Origin of the sequence: Cardiobacterium sp. Marseille-Q4385, assembly GCF_916618745.1 — a bacterium.
Classification (GTDB): domain Bacteria; phylum Pseudomonadota; class Gammaproteobacteria; order Cardiobacteriales; family Cardiobacteriaceae; genus Cardiobacterium.
In genome coordinates this window covers 298,806-314,518 of the sequence record NZ_OU745373.1, presented here as the reverse complement: position 1 = coordinate 314,518, position 15,713 = coordinate 298,806, and the positions used below count along the sequence as shown (strand labels likewise).

Annotated in this window: 17 protein-coding genes; 13 read left to right on the top strand and 4 right to left on the bottom strand. The window is 58.1% G+C overall.

Annotated features, from left to right (window positions below; genetic code table 11):
* Positions 1-184: 184 nt before the first annotated feature.
* Genes frdA through frdD form a run of 4 tightly spaced genes read left to right on the top strand, consistent with a single transcriptional unit; the run spans position 185 to position 3,537 of the window.
* Positions 185-1,960, top strand: a complete 1,776-nt coding sequence (gene frdA, locus LG374_RS01550) for a fumarate reductase (quinol) flavoprotein subunit (RefSeq protein WP_370639301.1) — start codon at positions 185-187, stop codon at positions 1,958-1,960.
* 12 nt (positions 1,961-1,972) lie between these two features.
* The gene (locus tag LG374_RS01545; protein WP_225756058.1) at positions 1,973-2,734 is read left to right on the top strand and encodes a succinate dehydrogenase/fumarate reductase iron-sulfur subunit; all 762 of its coding nucleotides are present in this window, start codon (positions 1,973-1,975) and stop codon (positions 2,732-2,734) included.
* 1 nt (position 2,735) lies between these two features.
* A complete protein-coding gene (locus tag LG374_RS01540) occupies positions 2,736-3,128 on the top strand; it encodes a fumarate reductase subunit C (protein WP_225756057.1) in 393 nt (130 codons plus the stop codon).
* A 10-nt stretch (positions 3,129-3,138) separates the two neighbouring features.
* Positions 3,139-3,537 carry a fumarate reductase subunit FrdD gene (gene frdD, locus LG374_RS01535; protein ID WP_225756056.1) on the top strand — a complete coding sequence of 133 codons (399 nt, stop codon included), beginning with the start codon at positions 3,139-3,141 and terminating at the stop codon, positions 3,535-3,537.
* Positions 3,538-3,740: 203 nt separating this feature from the next.
* Here the strand turns inward: frdD and epmA are convergent, their stop codons facing one another.
* From epmA to LG374_RS01520, 3 genes are read right to left on the bottom strand one after another with little or no spacing between them, the layout of a single operon-like run.
* On the bottom strand, positions 3,741-4,670 hold the full coding sequence (epmA, locus tag LG374_RS01530) for an EF-P lysine aminoacylase EpmA (protein WP_225756055.1): 930 nt from the start codon (positions 4,668-4,670) through the stop codon (positions 3,741-3,743).
* A 15-nt stretch (positions 4,671-4,685) separates the two neighbouring features.
* Positions 4,686-5,666, bottom strand: a complete 981-nt coding sequence (locus LG374_RS01525) for a DMT family transporter (RefSeq protein ID WP_225756054.1) — start codon at positions 5,664-5,666, stop codon at positions 4,686-4,688.
* Between the two features lie 3 nt (positions 5,667-5,669).
* On the bottom strand, positions 5,670-7,430 hold the full coding sequence (locus tag LG374_RS01520) for a potassium/proton antiporter (protein WP_370639300.1): 1,761 nt from the start codon (positions 7,428-7,430) through the stop codon (positions 5,670-5,672).
* 195 nt (positions 7,431-7,625) lie between these two features.
* Between LG374_RS01520 and LG374_RS01515 the strand changes: the two genes are divergently transcribed.
* The 3 genes from LG374_RS01515 (at position 7,626) to LG374_RS01505 (ending at position 9,865) form a co-directional block, all read left to right on the top strand.
* Positions 7,626-7,967 (top strand): cupin domain-containing protein, encoded by a 342-nt coding sequence (locus LG374_RS01515; protein ID WP_225756052.1) that lies wholly within the window; start codon positions 7,626-7,628, stop codon positions 7,965-7,967.
* A 149-nt stretch (positions 7,968-8,116) separates the two neighbouring features.
* On the top strand, positions 8,117-8,956 hold the full coding sequence (locus tag LG374_RS01510) for an NAD-dependent epimerase/dehydratase family protein (protein ID WP_225756051.1): 840 nt from the start codon (positions 8,117-8,119) through the stop codon (positions 8,954-8,956).
* Positions 8,957-8,965: 9 nt separating this feature from the next.
* Positions 8,966-9,865 (top strand): HAD-IIA family hydrolase, encoded by a 900-nt coding sequence (locus LG374_RS01505; protein WP_225756050.1) that lies wholly within the window; start codon positions 8,966-8,968, stop codon positions 9,863-9,865.
* A gap of 66 nt (positions 9,866-9,931) precedes the next feature.
* Here LG374_RS01505 and LG374_RS01500 read toward each other — a convergent pair whose 3' ends face one another.
* Entirely contained in the window at positions 9,932-10,972 is a 1,041-nt protein-coding gene (locus LG374_RS01500) for a hypothetical protein (protein ID WP_225756049.1), read from the bottom strand.
* Positions 10,973-11,150: 178 nt separating this feature from the next.
* On the opposite strand from LG374_RS01500, the gene LG374_RS01495 reads away from it, so the two are divergent.
* The 6 genes from LG374_RS01495 (at position 11,151) to LG374_RS01470 (ending at position 15,645) form a co-directional block, all read left to right on the top strand.
* Positions 11,151-11,657, top strand: a complete 507-nt coding sequence (locus tag LG374_RS01495) for a hypothetical protein (RefSeq protein WP_225756048.1) — start codon at positions 11,151-11,153, stop codon at positions 11,655-11,657.
* On the top strand, positions 11,647-12,210 hold the full coding sequence (locus LG374_RS01490) for a YcxB family protein (protein WP_225756047.1): 564 nt from the start codon (positions 11,647-11,649) through the stop codon (positions 12,208-12,210). The genes LG374_RS01495 and LG374_RS01490 overlap by 11 nt, the downstream gene beginning before the upstream one ends.
* Positions 12,207-12,818 (top strand): YcxB family protein, encoded by a 612-nt coding sequence (locus LG374_RS01485; RefSeq protein WP_225756046.1) that lies wholly within the window; start codon positions 12,207-12,209, stop codon positions 12,816-12,818. The genes LG374_RS01490 and LG374_RS01485 overlap by 4 nt, the downstream gene beginning before the upstream one ends.
* Positions 12,815-13,378, top strand: coding sequence for a phosphoribosylglycinamide formyltransferase (gene purN, locus LG374_RS01480; protein WP_225756045.1), 564 nt, complete (start codon positions 12,815-12,817; stop codon positions 13,376-13,378). The genes LG374_RS01485 and purN overlap by 4 nt, the downstream gene beginning before the upstream one ends.
* 129 nt (positions 13,379-13,507) lie before the next feature.
* Positions 13,508-14,761, top strand: coding sequence for a phosphoribosylamine--glycine ligase (gene purD / locus LG374_RS01475; protein ID WP_225756044.1), 1,254 nt, complete (start codon positions 13,508-13,510; stop codon positions 14,759-14,761).
* A 248-nt stretch (positions 14,762-15,009) separates the two neighbouring features.
* Positions 15,010-15,645 (top strand): carbonic anhydrase, encoded by a 636-nt coding sequence (locus LG374_RS01470; protein WP_006986188.1) that lies wholly within the window; start codon positions 15,010-15,012, stop codon positions 15,643-15,645.
* Positions 15,646-15,713 lie beyond the last annotated feature (68 nt).

Genomic DNA, 15,713 nt, shown 5'->3' with positions numbered 1-15,713 from the left:
AATAAAAGCGAGAAATTACGCGAATACCGGTGACGGTTTGTCGCTTGATGTGCCTCAATGCGAACCCATTTGGTGCTTATAAATTCTTATTTTCATTAAAGAAAAAGCTGATTGCGTTCGCCCGCGCCGGTAAAATGATGATAAAATGCGCGCATCCACAAGAAACATAACAAAGAGGTACTCTATGGACATAATCCAGTCCGATGTGGCCATCGTCGGCGCCGGTGGCGCCGGGTTGCGCGCCGCGATCGAAATCGCCCGCAGTGCGCCCAATGCCAAAATCAGCCTGATTTCCAAAGTCTATCCGATGCGCAGCCATACTGTGGCGGCAGAAGGTGGCTCGGCAGGTGTGGTGCGCGAAGATGACTCGCTTGAATATCACTTTAACGACACGGTTTCAGGCGGCGACTGGCTGTGTGAGCAGGACGTGGTGCAATACTTCGTCGAACATGCCACCGAAGAAATGATTCAGATGGAGCACTGGGGCTGTCCGTGGTCGCGCAAACCCGATGGCCGCGCCAACGTACGTCGTTTCGGTGGGATGAAAATCCCGCGTACTTGGTTTGCGGCGGATAAAAGTGGCTTCCATATGCTGCACACCCTGTTCCAGACTTCGCTGCAATTCCCTAATATCCACCGCTTGGACGAGCATTTCGCCGTTGACCTGATTGAAGAGAAGGGCGCATTGCACGGCGTCCTCTGTTACGACGTGCAAAACGGCGTCCTGCGTGCCGTTCAGGCTAAATCCGTCATCATCGCAACCGGCGGTGCCGGTCGCGTCTTCGCGTTCAACACCAACGGTGGCATCGTTACCGGCGACGGTATGGCGCTTGCCTACCGCCACGGCGTACCGCTGCGCGACATGGAATTTGTGCAGTATCACCCGACCGGTCTGCCCGGTTCCGGCATCCTGATGACGGAAGGCTGCCGGGGCGAAGGCGGCATTCTCACCAATAAAGACGGTTACCGCTATCTGCAAGACTATGGTCTCGGGCCGGAAACCCCGATTGGTGAACCAAAAAACAAATACATGGAGCTCGGTCCGCGTGACAAACTCTCGCAAGCCTTCTATCACGAATGGAAAGCTGGCCGCACTGTGCAGAACCCGCGCGGCGATGTGGTCAATCTTGACCTGCGTCACCTCGGTGAAGCCTACCTTACCGAGCGTTTGCCCTTTATCTGCTCGCTGGCGAAAAAATTTGTCGGTGTTGACCCGGTGCATGAGCCGATTCCCGTCCGTCCGACTGCGCACTACACCATGGGCGGCATCGAAACCAACCAGCGCTGCGAGACCCGCCTGCAAGGTCTCTTTGCAGTCGGTGAATGTTCATCCGTCGGTCTGCACGGCGCAAATCGCCTCGGCTCGAACTCACTCGCTGAACTCTGCGTTTTCGGCAAAGTAGCCGGCGAAGACGCTTGGAAACGTGCCAACGGCAGCAGCTATCACGCCAGCAAAGAACAATTCGCCAAACTCGCAGAAAAAGCTTGGCAGCCGTTCCTCGAACTGAAAAACCGCAGTGGCGGCAGCGAAAAACCGGCGGACATCCGCCGTGAACTTACCGCAATGATGGAAGCGGAAATCGGTATTTATCGCAGCGCTGAAAACTGCGCTCGCGCCAGTGCCAAAATCAAGGAACTGAAAGCGCGCTACAAAAATGTCCGCGTTACCGATCACAGCGATACCTTCAATACCGACTGGCTCACCACCATTGAGCTTGGTTACTTGCTCGATGTCGCCGAAACCATGATCTATTCCGCCGAACAGCGCACCGAATCACGTGGCTCGCACCAACGGCTGGATTACCCCGAACGTGACGACGACAAATTCCTCAAACACACCCTGGCTTTCTACCAAGAAAATGGGGAAAAACCGGAAATTGCCTACAGCGACGTCTGCATCACCAAGTCCCAGCCGGCCAAACGGGTGTACGGCGCAGAAGCAGAACAAGCGAACCATTAAGAGGCACCCAACATGGCACAAAAAATCCGAATCAACCTGATGCGTTACCGTCCCGACGAGGACGAAAAACCCTGGGCGCAGCCCTTTGAAATTGAATGGACGCCAGACATGTCCATCCTGGATGCCCTCGAACTGCTCAAAGCCGACTTCGATCCGAGCATCGCTTACCGCTGGTCATGCCGCATGGAAGTCTGTGGTTCCTGCGGGATGGTAATCAACGGGCAACCGCGTCTTGCCTGCTCGACCTTTGTGCGCGAATACGCGGATGTTGGCGAAATCACCATCGGCGCGCTGGATAACTTCCCCATCGAAAAAGACCTCGTCGTTGACCTTGACCCCTTTATCAACAAGCTCAATGCCGTCAGCCCCTTCATCATCACCAAAAACCCGCGCGCGCTGGCCGAAAAAGAATACCTGCAAACCCCGGAGCAACTGGCCAAATTCAAGCAGTACACCATGTGCATCAACTGCATGCTCTGCTATCAGGCCTGCCCGCAAATCGGTATCAACGCCGACTATTTGGGTCCAGCCGCCATCGCTCTCGCGCAGCGCTATAACCTTGATAACCGTGACGAAGGCAACCGTCAGCGTTACAGCGCACTCATCGACGAAAACGGCGTCTGGCCGTGCACCTTCGTCGGCAGCTGCTCGGAAGTCTGCCCGAAACACGTTGACCCGGCAGGTGCTATCCAGCAAGTCAAGGCGACAGCCGTGCCGTACTGGGGCCTGAACCTCGTCAAACCCGAAAAAACGCCGAAAAACAAGGAGGCATGACATGGCGCGCAAACCCTATCATCACGCCCAACCCGACGACTGGTACAAAGCCAACTGTACCTACCGCTGGTACATGCTGCGCGAGCTGACCAGCATCACCACCGCCATCGCCGCCTTCAACCTCTTTTACGGTGTCGCCGCTTTGGCAAACAGCGAAGCCGCCTGGCTTGGCTGGATGCACTTCCAGCACAATCCGCTGATGCTGCTCATCAACATCATTGCCATCGTTGGCTCGCTGCTTAACAGCAAAACCTGGTTTGAAGCCATGCCGAAAGCCATCCGCATCCAGCGCGGCGAAAAATTTGTGCCGGACAACCTCATCATCAAAGGCGGCTGGGCGGCATTCGGCGGCGTTCTCGTCATCCTGCTGATACTCGTCGCCTGCCTGTCCTGAGGAGAGACCCATGAACGAACAAAGCACCAAAAATTACTGGTGGCGTTTCAAACACGAACACGTCCGCCATACCCGTCACCTGAAACCCATCTACTGGGGACTCTTCTCAGTCGGCGGCACCATCGCGGCTCTCGCGCTCGCACCGATTATCCTCGTTCTCTGCGTCCTGCTGCCCTTCGGTATGCTTGGTGATCCGGCGAAGTTCTACTACAGCATTCACTGGCTGGTAGCCAACAACTTCGTTTACCTGATCCTGGTCGGCATCATCTTTGCCATGTTGTGGCACGGCGTGCACCGCTTCTACTACGTCCTGCACGACCTGCACATTCACATCGGCAACCGTACGCGTAATATTTTTTACGCCATTGCCATCCTCGGCGCTCTCATCACCCTCTGCGTAGGCTGGTAAGCGAATCCGAGCGATAAAAAAGCGCGGCATCTGCCGCGCTTTTTTTGTCTCTATTCTTCTATACGACAAGAATTTCTCTGCTAACCGAGGTTACGTGTACCGAACGGTTCTTGCCCAACCTTTTCCGCTACGTGGCTTTGCGAGTTCCCAAACATATCCTTTACCGGGGGAAAGAAATTTGCTGTGCACGAGGAGGATTGGCATCACAGTCGTGACGGCGGAACGACATCCTCTATATGTGTTGCGTCGCTTGCCAGCATCAGCAGACGGTCCACACCGAGGGCGACACCGGCGCAGTCCGGTAGACCGTGGGCGAGGGCAGTGAGGAAGTCTTCATCGAGCGGGATAGGCGGCAGCCCCGCTTGCACACGGGTGTGGTTGTCGGCGAGGAAGCGGGCGCGCTGTTCGGCAGCGTCCGTCAGTTCCCAAAAACCGTTGCATAGTTCCATACCGTCGATGTAGAGCTCGAAGCGGGCGGCGACGGCCTCACCGTCAGCGTTCTCGCTGATACGCGCCAGCGCCGCCTGCGAGGGCGGGTAGTCGCAGATGTATTCCAGTGCGCCGCGCCCCAGTTGCGGCTCAATGTAATGGCTGTACAGCAGATCCAGCATGGCATCACGATTGAGCTGCCAGATAGCGCTTTCCGGGATGTGCGCGGTGGTCAGGCGGCGAATGGTGGCGTCATCGGCGCGGTGAATGTCGATGGCGAAGCGGTCGCGGAAGAGGGTGGCGTAGGGCGTGTGGCGCACTGGCCAATCACGGCAGGCAGGCAGCAGGGTGCGGACGAGATCCGTCACTTCGTCCATCAGGCGCAGATGGTCGTAGCCGCAGCGATACCATTCGAGCAGCATGAATTCGCGCCGGTGCTTGCGTCCCTGTTCTTCACCACGAAAGACGTGCGCCAGCTGGTAAATGTCGCCCGCACCCGCTGCCAGCAGGATTTTCAGTGCGTATTCGGGCGAGGTTTGCAGGTAGCCGCCGTCAGCGGCAAGCGGGACGAGTTGCGGGTCGGTAACGCCGTAGGCGCGCAGTTGTTCGCTATCGACTTCGATGACGCCGCGTGTGGCAAAGAAGGCGCGGATAGCAGCAAGGAAGGCAGCGCGCTGGTGCAGGCGTTGGCGCAAGAGGTTCATGTGAGATTTTCCGGATTATGACGAGGTGTTCGTGTCCGCTTGTGAGAGACGGCGCTTTCTCCGCAGGGCACTGCCATGACGCCGACGACCGAGGTAGGTTAGTACCATGCCGCCGACCGCCAGCACACCGCCGCCGATGAGCGACAGATGCAGGCTTTCATCCAGCCATAAGGCGGCAAAGAGGACGCCGAAGACGGGTTCCAGGGTCAGATAAGCGGCGGCATTGCCCGCGCCGAGGGCGCGAATGCCGTCGAAATACCAGGCGTAGGCGAGCACGGTCGAGCCGAAGGTCAGCGCCAGCAGGGCACCCCAAGTGGCAGGCGTGGCGTGGAGCAAGGTCGCCCAGCCCGCCGTCCCTTCCACGATCAGGCTGACTGGCAGCAGCAGGACGGCACCGATCAGCAGCGTCGCTACCGTCGTGCTCAGGGCGTCCATGCCGCCCAGCATCTTGCGTCCGATCAGGGTGTAGCCTGTCCACAGGAAGATACTGGCGAAGATCAGCCATTCACCGAGGCCGATGTGTCCGCGTAACAATGTCAGTGGGTTGCCGTGGGCGATGACGATGGCCGAACCGACGACTGCGAGCAGAATCCCAGTTACGATCAGCGTGTTCAGCTTCTCGCGGAAGAGCCAGGCAGCAAGCAACAGGGTCAGCACCGGACTGAGCGCAAACAAGACCGCTGCCCGTCCCGCATCGATATGGCGCAACGCGATCATGAAGCACATGGTGTAGAGAACAATACCGCTGATGGCCGCGAGCGTCAGTCCCGCCCATTGCCGCGCGGTGATGGTCAGCAGTTGGCGGGTGCGGCGCAGGCGGTGCAGCCAAATAAACAGGGCAAAGGAAGCGAGAAAGAAGCGCAGGGTGGCGGCGGTGATCGGCGGCACTGTGGCGACCACGGTTTTTGCCCAGGAATACGATGCGCCCCAAAACATCACCATGCCCAGCAGGCGCAGGTGCACGCTCCAATGTGTGGTGGTTGAATGATTGTTCATGTTTTATTCCGCTGCAACGATGGTAATGGTGGGTTTGGGCGGCGGCCTTTTCACCGCCAGCCATTTCATATAGCCGCGTTCGTCCAGTTCCTTGACGGTGATTTCGCAGCCGTTCAGATCGAGACGGTCACCGGCGACCGGCACATCGCCGAAACGCTCGCGGAAGAGTTCCCCGAGGGTGCGGCCATCGTTGCCTTCGCCAATGTTAATGCCTTGCGTCGCTGCCAGTTCGCCCATGCGCACATAGGGTTTGACTTCGATTTCCCCGTAAAACGCCTGTTCGTCCGCGCTTTGCTGGTGTCCGGCGAACTGTTCGGCAAATTCATTGCCCCGGTCTTCCGGGAAGACATACCAGGCGATGTCGCCTTTTTTCATCTGCGTGTTCATGCCGACTTTCATGATGGCGCCGTCGCGCAGCAGGGCGAAGAGGCGGGCATTGGCGAATGGTTTCTGGCGGGTGAGCGCATAGGGGTGGCTGCGCTCTGCCTTCGAGTGCTCGGCCACCTTGAAGGATTGCAGCTGGATGGTGAGTTTGTCGGTGAGCCAGATTTCCTTGTTATCCAGCGGCTCCGGTTGCGGCGGCAGCACAACTTTGAGTTTGCGCGCCATGTAGGCAATCGTCGTCCCCTGAAAGAGCAGCGAAAGGATGACCACGGCGCAGATGATGTCGAAGATGAAGCGCGCTTCCGGCACCCCGGCCATTAGCGGCATCATCGCCAGGGTAATCGGCACCGCGCCGCGCAGCCCGACCCAGCTGATATACGCCATCTCACGCCTGCTATACGAGGGAAACCAGCAGAGGCCGGTGGCGACTGCGAAGGGGCGGGCGACAAGGATGAGAAAGCCAGCAATGATGAGCGCGGACAAGCCGGTTTCCAGCAGGCGGCTGGGGGTAACAAGCAAGCCCAGCACGAGGAACATGGTCGCTTGCGCCAGCCAGGCAAAGCCGTCCATCACATTGAAAATATGTTCATTGGCGGGATTGCGCGAATTGCCGATGAGGATGCCCGCGATATAAACCGCGAGAAAACCGCTACCGCCGAAAAGATTGGTGAAAGCGAAAAGCATCAGCCCACCCGAAGCGACAAGCAGGGCGTATAAGCCATCGGCAAGCGGGATGCGGTGTAACAACCAGGCGAGACCGCGCCCCGCCAGCCAGCCGAAGAGCAGGCCAAGGCCCAGTTGCTGCACCAGAATCATCAGGAACGACCAGCCGCTGGTCATCTGCAAAGGGTCAAACAGCGTAATCATCGCCGTTACCAGGAAAATCGCCGTCGGGTCGTTCGCGCCACTTTCCAGCTCCAGCGTGGAAATGACCCGCGAATTAAGGCGCACACCGCTGCTGCGCAAGAGCGAAAATACCGCCGCCGCGTCCGTCGAGCCGACAATTGCCGCCATCAGGAAGCCCATCTGCCAGCTTACATTGAGAAAGAAGGTGATGAAGAGTCCCAGCGCCAGTACCGTGCCGATAACGCCCCAGCTTGCCAGTACCGCCGCCGGTTTGAGCGAAATACGGAAACTGGCGATGCTGGTGCGCAGGCCGCCGTCAAGCAGGATGATAGCGAGCGCGAGCTGGCCGATGAGGTTTGCCACCAGGAAATTGCTGAACTGAATCCCGCCGATGCCCTGTTCCCCCGCCAGCATACCGACACCGAGGAACACCAAGAGCAACGGCATTCCCAAATGCGCCGAGAGACGAGTCGCTATCACACTGATAAAAAACAAAAAGGCAAAAATCAGGAATAACAGGTTCATGCTTTCCATAAGCGGCACTCCTCTCTAGCTACGGAAAAAACGGGAAAACGGGCGGCTATTGTAAAAGGAAACCTGCCCGCCTGCGGCGGGAAATCCGCCTGCCCCGACGGCAAAAACGGGGCAGGCAGGCGCGTACTGCAATCGCATTAAGCGGGGCGTATGATGACGGTGTAGCAATATGCGCTACTGCAACGGAGAACAACCATGAGCGACATACTCAAAAACATCGCCAAAGCCGAAGTGCTAACCCTCGCCTCACTCGTTGAGTACAGCGAAGGGCAGGTGGTCAGCAAAACTCTGGTACAAAACAAAGGCGTTGGCCTGACCCTGTTCGCCTTTGCCAAAGGCGAAGGCATCAGTACGCACGAATCCAAAGGCGACGCCCTCGTTACCGTCCTTGACGGCGAAGGCGAATTTACCATTGACGGCGTGCCATACCTGCTGCGCAGCGGCGAATCCATCGTGATGCCCGCTAATCATCCCCACGCTGTCTATGGCAAAGAAAACTTTAAGATGCTGTTGAGCGTCATCTTTCCGGAGAACTGACGATCATTCGGCGCGTGAATAAAAAAAGAAGGATAGACAGCTATCCTTCTTTTTTGCCTGCGGTTTCCCTATTGTGCGCGGAGAGCCATGCTGGTCGCATCCGCGCGTGGTTTGTTTTACCCTTGCCGCTTTCTTGACACAGGGGTTTTATGAATATTTTGCTTTTTGGCGCGAGCGGTTTTATCGGCAGCCGCATCGCTGCGGTGCTGCGCGCCCGTGGGCATACGCTCACCACGCCTAGTCATCGTGAGGCTGATTTTTTTGCGCTTGACCCTGCCCGTGTCCGTCCGCTCTTTGCCGGGCAGGATGTGGTGGTGAACGCGGTCGGTATCATGCACCGCCGCGCGGATGCGCTGGAAACGGTGCATCATCACGCACCCGCGCAACTCGCCGCCTGGGCAGTGGAAGCGGGTGTGCCGCGCTGGGTGCAGCTCTCTGCGCTGGGCGCCAATGCCGCCCATCCGGTCGTTTTTGTGGGCAGCAAGGGACGCGGGGATGCAGCAGTCGTGGCAAGCGGTATGCGGGTTGCCATCGCCCGTCCGTCGCTGGTGTACGGGCGCGGCGGGCACAGCACGGAATTGTTCTTGAAGCTCACCCGTTTACCTATCCTCGCCCTGCCTGCCGGTGGCCGTTTTGCCTTGCAACCGGTGCATGTGCAGGATGTGGCCGACGGCATGGCCGCGTTGGTCGCAGATGCGCCCGCGCACGGCACGGTCATGAATATGTGCGGTGCGGAAGTGCTGTCGCTTGCTGCCTATCTCGGCGTGTTGCGGCAGACGATGCACCGGCGCCGCCCGCCGCGCATTCTGCCTATCCCGCTGGCGCTGCTGCGTCCTTTTCTGCCGCTGACCAATCTGCTCAGTAATGGCGTGCTTAGTGCCGGCAATATCCGCCTGTTGCAGGAAGGCTCAACCGCCGATAATCACGCCTTCACTACCTTGCTGCAACGTATGCCGCTCGCCCCCGCCGCTTTTGCCGCCCAACCTTAAGGAATCCCCATGCCCGCTCTCAATGCTTACCGCCAACTTGAAGATATCCGCTACCGCCTGCCGACTTACCGCCCGCATGACCGCGCACCGCAGCACGCCGCCGATATCCTTGCCATCGCCGATGATTTTGATGTGTTCTGGTTTGATGCCTTTGGCGTGCTCAACGTCGGCCCCGTTGCCATCGACGGTGCAGTGCAGGCCGTCGCCGCCTTGCGCGCCCAAGGCAAGCGTGTATTTGTCCTCTCCAACGCCGCCAGCGTCGGCAAACCGCATATGGTCGAGCGCTTCGCAGGCCTCGGTTACGACTTCAGCGCCGAAGAAATTGTCACCAGCCGCGACGCCGTGTTGGCCATGCTCGCCGATTATCCGCGCGACATGATCTGGGGGCTGATCGGCCTCGCCGACCGTCAGCAAGATCTCGATGCCCTCGGCCTGCGTGTCATTCATCAGAGCGACGCCCATTTTCATGATCGCGTTGACGGCTACCTCTTCCTCGCCACCGCCGACTGGGACGCCGCCCGTCAGCAGGCGCTGGTTGCCGCGCTGGATGCCCGCCCACGCCCCGTCATCCTCGGCAATCCCGACCTTATCGCGCCGATGCCGGATCACATCAGTTACGAGCCGGGCAGCTATATCCTCACCCTGCCGGATGCGCTCTTTGCCAATGTACGCGTCTGCGGCAAACCCTATCCTGCCATCTACGACATCACCGTGCGCCGCCTTGACCACTACGATCCGGCGCGGACGCTGATGTGCGGCGACACCCTGCACACTGACATCCTCGGCGGCAACGCCTACGGCGTACGCACCGCGCTCTTTACCGCGCACGGCTTCTATCGCGGCCTGGATTATGCGCATTACATTAAGGACAGCGGGATTGTCCCCGATTACATTCTGCCGCAGCTGTAAGCGATACCGATTCGGCAATAAAAAAGGATGCCGCAGCATCCTTTTTTATCGTCAAACCTGAGCGAATTAACGCGGTTTGCAGCCAAAGCCAATCGGTGAACCGTTGTGGTCAAATGACAGCACTTCTGCGCGGGCGAGGTTGTTGCCCTGGGTTTTGACCAAGTGCAGCATGCCTTCGTCGGAGCTGAAAATCAGGTTCTTGCCGCTGCTGGCCGAGGTGTCCAGCGGCAGGCTGGAATCGCCGGAATCGCTGTGAACAATGGCGGTCGGGTTCGGCGTGTTGATGTTCAGGTATTCAACGCTGAATTTGGCGCCGTTTTCACATTGATAATTGCGCGATTTGCCTTTGCCTTTTGCCGGGGTGCGGGCAGCTTTACGCGGTGCCGGTGCTGCTTCCGGTTCGGCGTCCATTTCCGGGGCCGGCATGGCAGTGGCAGCCGGAGCCGCACGCATCGGTGAACCGCGTTTCACCGGCATCGGTTCGTTGCCGTCCATCGCCATGGGCGCTGCACCCATCGGCACACTACGCTGCCCGACCGGCATCGGCATGCCGTCTGCGGCGCCATCAAGGTAAACGGTCACGTTGTAGGGTCGAGCAGTCTTGCTGCGTGCAGCGTTTTTGTGGTTCTGCACGATGCGCACTTCGTATTCGCCACTGTACGGCAGGGTGTGTACCGAGCCGAAGCGCATCCCCATCTGCGGGTTGAAGAGGGCAAATTCCATCGCGAAGTTTTTGCCGTTCGGCACCATGCGGATAGACTGTCCGGCGCTACCGCTGAAGCTGTAAGCGGCGATACCGAGACCGCGAATGCTGCCGGAGATATGCGCCTGACCGCCATTGAAATTGAGCGGACGAACACCGATGCGGTCACGTGCAGCAGCGGCATTCGGCGGCATGATTGGTGTGCCGGGCGGAATGGCTTTCAGCAGGTGACGGTTACGGATGGCAGGAATGCGCTGTCCGCCGACGGTGTAGGTTTCGTTGTAGTTCGTGACCCGGCTCGTTTTCGCCGAACGGTTAGCTTTCGCTTTGCTTTTCTGGCGCGGAGCGGCGTCAACCGTGGTCGCAAGGGCGGCAGCGAGTAGCAGGATGAGGGCTTTTTTCATTGTGTAAACACTCCTGTGCGGATTAAGAAGAGATTGCAGTAATGTAACATATTTGCCATTTTGCGACAGGAAAAATGACATTTTTTCCATGTTTCTTTTTTATCTCCATGAAATCAGCATCTTGTGATGAAAGAATATGTGTCGTTTATGATACGCAGCGTTTTTTATGGGGGAGAATATGTCGGAACAGGGACACCATGCCGCCACCTTGCGGCAGTTGCTGCAACTAATTGACGCCGAACCGGATCGTTTTATGGAGGCGGAAGAGGCGCTTGAAGATGCGCTGCTGGAAGCGCGTAATCACGATTTACCGCCGTTTTGGGCGGCCTACCATTTGTTGCAGCATGAAGCGGTGTTTGCCGCTGAATGGGTGGATGTATTTGATTTGGTGGATGATTTGCGCGCAGTCGCGGCGAATTGGCAGGCGGACGTATTCTTCGGCGTGCAGGAAGCGGATGACGAGCCGCTGATTTTTGAGACGGAACCGCGCCTGCTGCTCGTTCATGCCGCGCGGGAATTGCAGGGCTACGGTCTGACACTGTGGCGCTGGCAGGCGGATAATCCGGATTTGTGTGTCGGCTTCATTAGTCGCGAGGAAGACGAGGCGGCGGTACGGCGTTGTGCCGCAGTGCTGGATGCGGCCATCGTTGCCGTGCGCGATGAAGAGGTGGCGGATGAATGGTGAGACTTTATCAGTGACGGTCGTACCGACGGCTGCGGAACAGCGTACGGCCTCGCGTGTATTGCAGCGCTTTTTGCCCAAGCCTATATTGCGGCGTATCCGTTGGGTGGATGCGCTTTGTATGCTGATTTTTATTGTCTGCGTTTATATTGCTGTTAACCGTTTTTCTTTCTTGAAAGATGGGGCTTTACTTGCCGATGCAGACGGTATCCGGGCGCTATGGTTCATGATTCAGGCGGTAATTTTTGCGGTAATGGCGCTGTCGATTTCTATTTTTTATGAAATCCGCATTAAACTGCATGCCGCCTTCCGTCCATTGCCCCAGCGGCAATTCGTTTACACGATAGCGCCGGAAGGCTTTTATAGTGAGGAGTCGGATAAAAACCGTATGCTTTATTTTTGGCCAACTATTGAGCGGGTAATCTGTGAGCAGGGGCTGTGGTTCGTATTTATTGACCAGGCCGCCGCCTTCGTGATTCCGCAACGTGTATTTGCCGATAAGGAAACGGAAAACCGCTATTTCCAGTTATTGCAATACTACAAGGACTTTTCATGACAAACGCCATGCAAATTACTTTCGCGGCAACGGAGCGCGAGAAACGGCAGGCGGGGCGACGGCTTGGCCGCTACCGGGAGCCTGCCTTGCGGCGGAAACAGTGGCTTGGTATGGCGACACTCACGCTGATGATGTTTGCCCTTTTCTATTGGTATGGACGGGCGATGGCTAATGTCGGCAATACGCTATACGGGAATTGTCATCTATTCAGTGATGAAACAGGTTTGGATACTTGCCTCGCGGTCGCTGATGGTGCTTATCAATCCTTGCGATATATGCTCTATTTGCTGGGCGCTTTACTCCTTGCCGTGATATTTTTTCAGCGCTGGCAATATGGTAATTTTATTCGCGGTATGTTTTATCCATTGGATGGACGGCAATTCACCATGACCCTGTCTCCGGAAGGTTTGACGCATGAAGAAGCGGGACGTGTCAGACATTTTTATACTTGGCCTATGGTTTACCGCATCATTGAAGACAAATATTTTCTGCTTTTTTATGTGGATCGCAATGTGGCTTATTTCATTCCACAAGCGGCATTTGCTGCCGCCAATAGGGATAGTCATGCTTTTTTTCTACAAGCTAGGCAATTCAAGGAGAATATATGAAATCCTTTACCGTCCTGATTTCCGGCAGCGGCAGCAATCTCAAAGCCCTGCTTGATGCCTGCGCACGCGGCGAGATTCCCGCGCGCGTCAACACCGTCATCGCTGATCGCGAGTGCAGCGGCAGGCAGCACGCCGAAGCCGCTGCCGTGCCGTTTGTCCTCGTTGACCGCAAACGAGCGGATTTTGCCGCAGCGCTGGCTGCCGCCATTCCTGCCGCCACGGAACTGGTGGTGCTTGCCGGCTTCCTCAGCATCCTGCCGCCCGCGCTGGTCGCGCGCTTCCCGCAGCGCATCATTAACCTGCACCCGTCGCTGCTGCCGAAATACGGCGGCGCGGGGATGTATGGCCTGCGTGTGCATCAGGCGGTGCTGGACGCGGGCGAGCGGGAAAGCGGCTGCACCGTGCATTATGTGGACAGCGGCATTGACAGCGGCGCGGTCATCGCTCAGGCGCGGGTGCCGGTGTTGGCGGATGACACGCCGCATACCCTGCAAGCGCGCATCCAGCCGCAGGAACACCGCCTGCTCACGGCAACCGTCGCCCGCCTGCTGGCGACATAGTCGCCTAAAACAGCTCGTTTGAACCGACTATAATCACGACCTTTCACGGATACGGCAAACACGCGCCAAGCGAGACAACCACGCGCTTTTGCCGCCTCCCACACAACCAAGCCATAGAGGAACACCACCATGCTTAATATCCTGATCATCGGCGCAGGCGGGCGCGAACACGCGCTGGCCTGGAAATTTGCGCAAGACGCCCGCGTCCAGCAGATTTACGTCGCCCCCGGCAACGCCGGCACCGCCAACATGCAGCGGGTACGCAATATCCCGCTCACCCGCGTCAGCGACCTCCTGACCTTTGCCAAACAGAACGACATCGGCCTCACCTTCGTCGGCGCGGAAGCGCTTTTGGTTGAAGGCATCGTCGATACCTTCCAGGCCCAAGGCCTCACCATCTTCGGCCCCGACCAGCAGGCGGCACAACTCGAAGGCAGCAAGCGCTTCGCCAAAGATTTCATGCACAAATACGGCGTGAAAACCGCCGCTTATGCTGCCTTCCACGAACTGGATGCGGCACTTGCCCACCTGCACGACTGCCCTTACCCGACCGTGGTCAAAGCCAGTGGCCTCGCCGCCGGTAAAGGCGTCGTCATCTGCCAGAATCAGGCCGAGGCCGAGGCCGCCGTGCGCGCCATGATGGAAAAACGCCGCTTTGGCGAGGCGGGCGCGGAAATCGTCATCGAAGAATACCTCGACGGCTACGAATGCTCGCTACTCAGCTTCTGCGACAGCCGCAGTATCGTGCCGCTGGTCAGCGCGCGCGACCACAAAACCATTGGCGAAGGCAACACCGGCGAAAACACCGGCGGCATGGGCGTCATCGCGCCGCATCCCCGCTTCGGTGCCGCCGAAATGGACGCTTTCCGCCACGACATCCTCGAACCCACCCTGCGCGGCATCCAGGCCGAAGGCATGAACTTCGCCGGCGTCATCTTCTTCGGCCTGATGGTGACGGCGCGCGGCGTGTACCTGCTCGAATACAACATGCGCTTCGGTGACCCCGAAACCCAGGCCGTGCTGCCACTACTCGACAGCGAACTGCTTGATGCCGTGCAGGCCGCGCTGGATCGCCGCCTCGACGCCAGCGTCTTCCGCTGGAAAGACGCGCATGCCTGCTGCGTTGTCGCCGCCTCGAAAGGCTACCCCGGCGACTACCGCACCGGCCTACCCATCCACCACCTCGAACAGGCGCGCTTCTACGCGCAAGTCTTCATCGCCGGTGCCAAATACAACGACGGCCAATACCTGACCAGCGGCGGCCGTGTGCTGAACCTTGTCGGCGTCGCCCAAACTGCGGCCGAAGCGCGACAAAAAGCCTATGACGCCATTGCCCGCGTGCAGTTTGACGGCATCACCTGGCGCCGCGACATCGGGGCATAAAGCAAAAGCGTATGGTTATGCCGCTTGGCGGTAAACCCAGTGTTTACCTCGCTTGGCGGTGAACCCAGTGTTTATCTCGCTTGGCGGCAAACCCAGTATTTACCTCGCTTGGCGGCAAACCCAGTGTTTATCTCGCTTGGCGGCGAACCCAGTGTTTATCTCGCTTGGCGGCGAACCCGGTATTTACCTCGCTTGGCGGCGAACCCAGTATTTATCTCGCTTGGCAACCATCACTCACCCAATAGACCATGAAAAAAGCACACATCGAAGCCCTCCTGGAAAGCAACAGCCGCTGGGCGGAAACCTTCGCCGCTGACAACCCCGGCATCTTCGACGCCCTCGCCGCCCAGCAAAATCCTGCCTACCTGTGGATCGGCTGCTCGGACAGCCGCATCCCCGCCAACCAGGTGATGGGGCTTCTGCCGGGCGAAGTCTTCGTGCACAGAAACGTCGGTAACATCGTTCACGCCATGGATCTCAACTGCCACAGCGTTATCCAGTTTGCCGTGGACGAACTGCAAGTGAGCGACATCATCGTCGGCGGCCACTACGACTGCGGCGCCATCAAAGCCGTCCTCAGCAAAAAAGACTACGGCATGATGAACAACTGGTTGAGCAGCATCAAAGACGTCTATAACAACAACCGCGCCAACTTCGCCCTTATCGACGAACAGGCCAAAAAAGACCGCCTGTGCGAACTGAACGTCATCGAACAGGTCAAAAACGTCTGCAAATCGGACGAAGTGCAACGCGCCTGGGCGCGCGGACAAAACTTGTGCGTGCACGGGCTGATCTACAGCGTGCACGATGGCCGCCTGCGCGACCTCAACTGCTCGGTGGACAGCAACGACGCGCTAGAAGAAATCTACCGCCTGAAACTGTGAGTGCGGCGGCTATCGTTGCCAGTAACCGCCTCGCACCACCAAGCCCCGCTCATGCGGGGCTTTTTGCC